The sequence below is a fragment of the Synechococcus sp. H60.1 genome (assembly GCF_047462335.1).
In the GTDB taxonomy this organism is placed as follows: domain Bacteria; phylum Cyanobacteriota; class Cyanobacteriia; order Thermostichales; family Thermostichaceae; genus Thermostichus.
This window is the reverse complement of the sequence record NZ_JANSJA010000274.1, coordinates 16,385-19,375: the sequence shown is the minus strand read 5'-3', so window position 1 is coordinate 19,375 and position 2,991 is coordinate 16,385. Positions and strand designations below refer to the sequence as shown.

General features: G+C 61.4%; 1 protein-coding gene. It reads left to right on the top strand.

The genetic code is table 11. The features are described from left to right. Nucleotides 1-2,991 (top strand): DUF559 domain-containing protein (locus NW852_RS12525; protein WP_414426796.1); only part of this gene is annotated, 2,991 nt, incomplete at both ends.

Genomic DNA, 2,991 nt, shown 5'->3' with positions numbered 1-2,991 from the left:
TTCTCCAGGATCGAACTGCCTTACCCCGGAGGAGTTCTACCGGCAACTGCTGCGGCTGGTCTACCGCTTTTTGTTTCTCTTAGTCTCGGAGGAGCGGGGGCTAATTAGCGCCAGCCCCCTCTACCGGGATCACTACGGCGTGAGTCGGCTGCGGCGACTTTTGGAGCGGCGCAGCGCTTTTACGGAGCATGAGGATCTCTGGTGCAGCCTGCGGGTGCTCTGGCGAGTGCTTTCCCAGGAGGAGCTGGCAGAGCATCTAGGGGCTGCACCTCTCAACGGCGAGTTGTTTGCCCCTTTGGAGCTGGATGGGTGCAGCCTGAGCAACCGGGATCTGCTGCAGGCCTTCTGGCACCTGGCCTACTACCAAGAGAACGCGACCTCGCCGCCGCGCCGGGTCAACTACGCCGCTTTGGACGTAGAGGAGCTGGGATCCGTCTACGAAAGCCTGCTCGACTACCGGCCCCAGATTGACACCTCAGGCAGTGTGCCCTGCTTTGACTTAGGCTACGGCTCCGAGCGCAGAAGTACCGGCTCCTACTACACCCCGCCGGAGCTGGTGGCAGAACTTGTCCGCTCGGCCCTGGAGCCAGTGCTGCAGGAGCGGCTGAAGTCTGCAGCCGGCCGTGAGGAAAAGGAACGGGCCATCCTATCGCTGCGGGTTCTGGATCCCGCCTGTGGCTCTGGGCATTTTCTCTTGGCGGCTGCCCGACATCTGGGCAAGGAGCTGGCCAAGGTTCGCACCGGCGAAGAGGAGCCCGCCCCCGAGACTGTGCGCGAGGCCATCCGCGACGTGGTGGCCCACTGCCTCTACGGCGTGGACAAAAACCCCTTGGCGGTGGAACTCTGCCGCGTGGCCCTCTGGCTGGAGGCCCATTGCGCCGGCAAACCGCTTACCTTCCTCGATCACCGCATCAAGTGTGGCGACTCGCTGGTGGGGGTGCTGGATCTAAAGGTTCTGGAAAAGGGCCTTCCTGATGCTGCTTTCGAGCTGGTAAGTGCCGACTCCAGGGAGGCTGCCCGCTCTCTGAAGGGGCGAAATCGCGCCGAGCGCAGGGATTTGGAAACAGGCCAGCTTTCTCTGCCGCTTGAGGCCGACCAGGTGGTGGCCCAGCTCAGCCAGGAGCGGCAGCAGCTCGAAGCTATCCAGGACGACTCGCCAGCCAATGTACGCCGCAAGCAGGAGCTCTACACCCGCTACTGTCAAAACCCAGAACACCAGAAACTGACAGAAGCCTGCAACCTTTGGACGGCGGCCTTTTTCCAGCGCTTGACCTCGGACTTCTCGGCGGCCATTACCACGAAAGCGGTCAGCGAGCGGCTGGAAAATCGAGCCAACTCCCGCGCTCTGGCCACCGCCGTAGCCCTGGCTTGCGAACAGCGCTTCTTCCACTGGCCACTGGAGTTCCCGGAGGTGTTTCACCTTCCCCCCTCGCCCGGAGAAGGGGGCTGGGGGGGTGAGGGCGGCTTCGATGTTATCCTCGGCAACCCACCCTGGGAGATGATCCAGCTAGAGGAGCAGGAATTCTTCGCTAGCCGCGACACTGTGATAGCTGAGGCACCCAACGCTGACGCTCGCAAGCGGCTCATCGCAGCACTCGCCGACACCAACCCCACCCTCTGGCAAGACTATCAGCGCGCCTTGCACGCCGCCGAAAGCACCAGCCGCTTCCTGCGTGGCAGTGGGCTATATCCCCATACCGGTCGTGGGCGCATCAACACCTACTCTGTGTTTGCCGAGCGCGTCCGCGCCCTGCTCAACCCTCGCGGGCGGGCCGGCATCATCGTGCCAACCGGCATCGCCACCGACGCCACCAACCAATTCTTCTTCGCCGACCTGGTGGAAAAGGGGCAATTGGTCAGCCTGTTTGATTTTGAAAACCGCGAAAAGCTCTTCCCTGCAGTTATTTCACTCATGAAGTTCAGCCTGCTTACCATATCTGGCGCAGGCGACCCGGCGCGCGAGATGCAGTTCGCCTTTTTCTGCCATAAACCCGAAGACATACGAAAGCCAACGAAGCTCCTGCATCTGCCACCGAAGGACTTGGCCCGTATCAATCCCAACACCCGCACCCTGCCCGTCTTCCGCACCCGTCAGGATGCCGAGCTGACAAAGGCTATCTACCAGCGCGTGCCGGTGCTAGTGAATGAAAACTCTCCCCTCTCTCCCACAAGGGGAGAGGGGGACCGGGGGGGTGAGGGCAACCCCTGGGGCGTTCAGTTTAAGCAAGGACTTTTCAACATGTCTTCCGACTCCCACCTCTTCCGCACCCGCACGGAGCTGGAGGCGAAGGGGTATCGGCTGGTGGGGAATGTGTTTGTGCCCTCACCCCCTAACCCCCTCTCCCGCACTGCAGGAGAGGGGGGATGGCCCTCATCCCCGGATTCCTTCTCCCACCCAGCAGGAGAAGGGGAGTACAAATTGCCTGAAGCCAGCCGGGAACTGATTGCCAGAGCACGGCAGTTACGCCGCGAGGCGACTACCGCCGAACGCTTGCTATGGGAATTTTTGCGTGACCGTCGGCTGTTAGGCCGGAAGTTCCGTCGTCAACACCCGATTGGACAATTCATCGCCGACTTTTTCTGTGACGACGCCCGTCTAATCATCGAGATAGATGGGGGCGTGCACCGCGAACCCACTCAGCAGGAACGCGACCGTTTGCGGGAGGAAATCCTGCGCAAACATGGCTTTGCCGTTCTGCGCTTTACCAATGACCAGGTATTGGACCAGACAGAACAAGTCCTCCGAGAAATTGCCGACTATGTCGCTACTCATTCCTACGAGCATCCAACCCCTCACCCCCCAACCCCCTCTCCCGAAGCTTGGGGAGAGGGGGATCAAGGGGGAGAGGGACTCTACCTCCCCCTCTACGAGGCCAAAATGCTCTGGCACTACGACCACCGCTACGGCACGTATGAAGGAGTGGATTCGCGTTCTAGCACCCAACTACCTACCCCTGACGCAGCACAGCACGCCGACCCGCACTTCGTCGT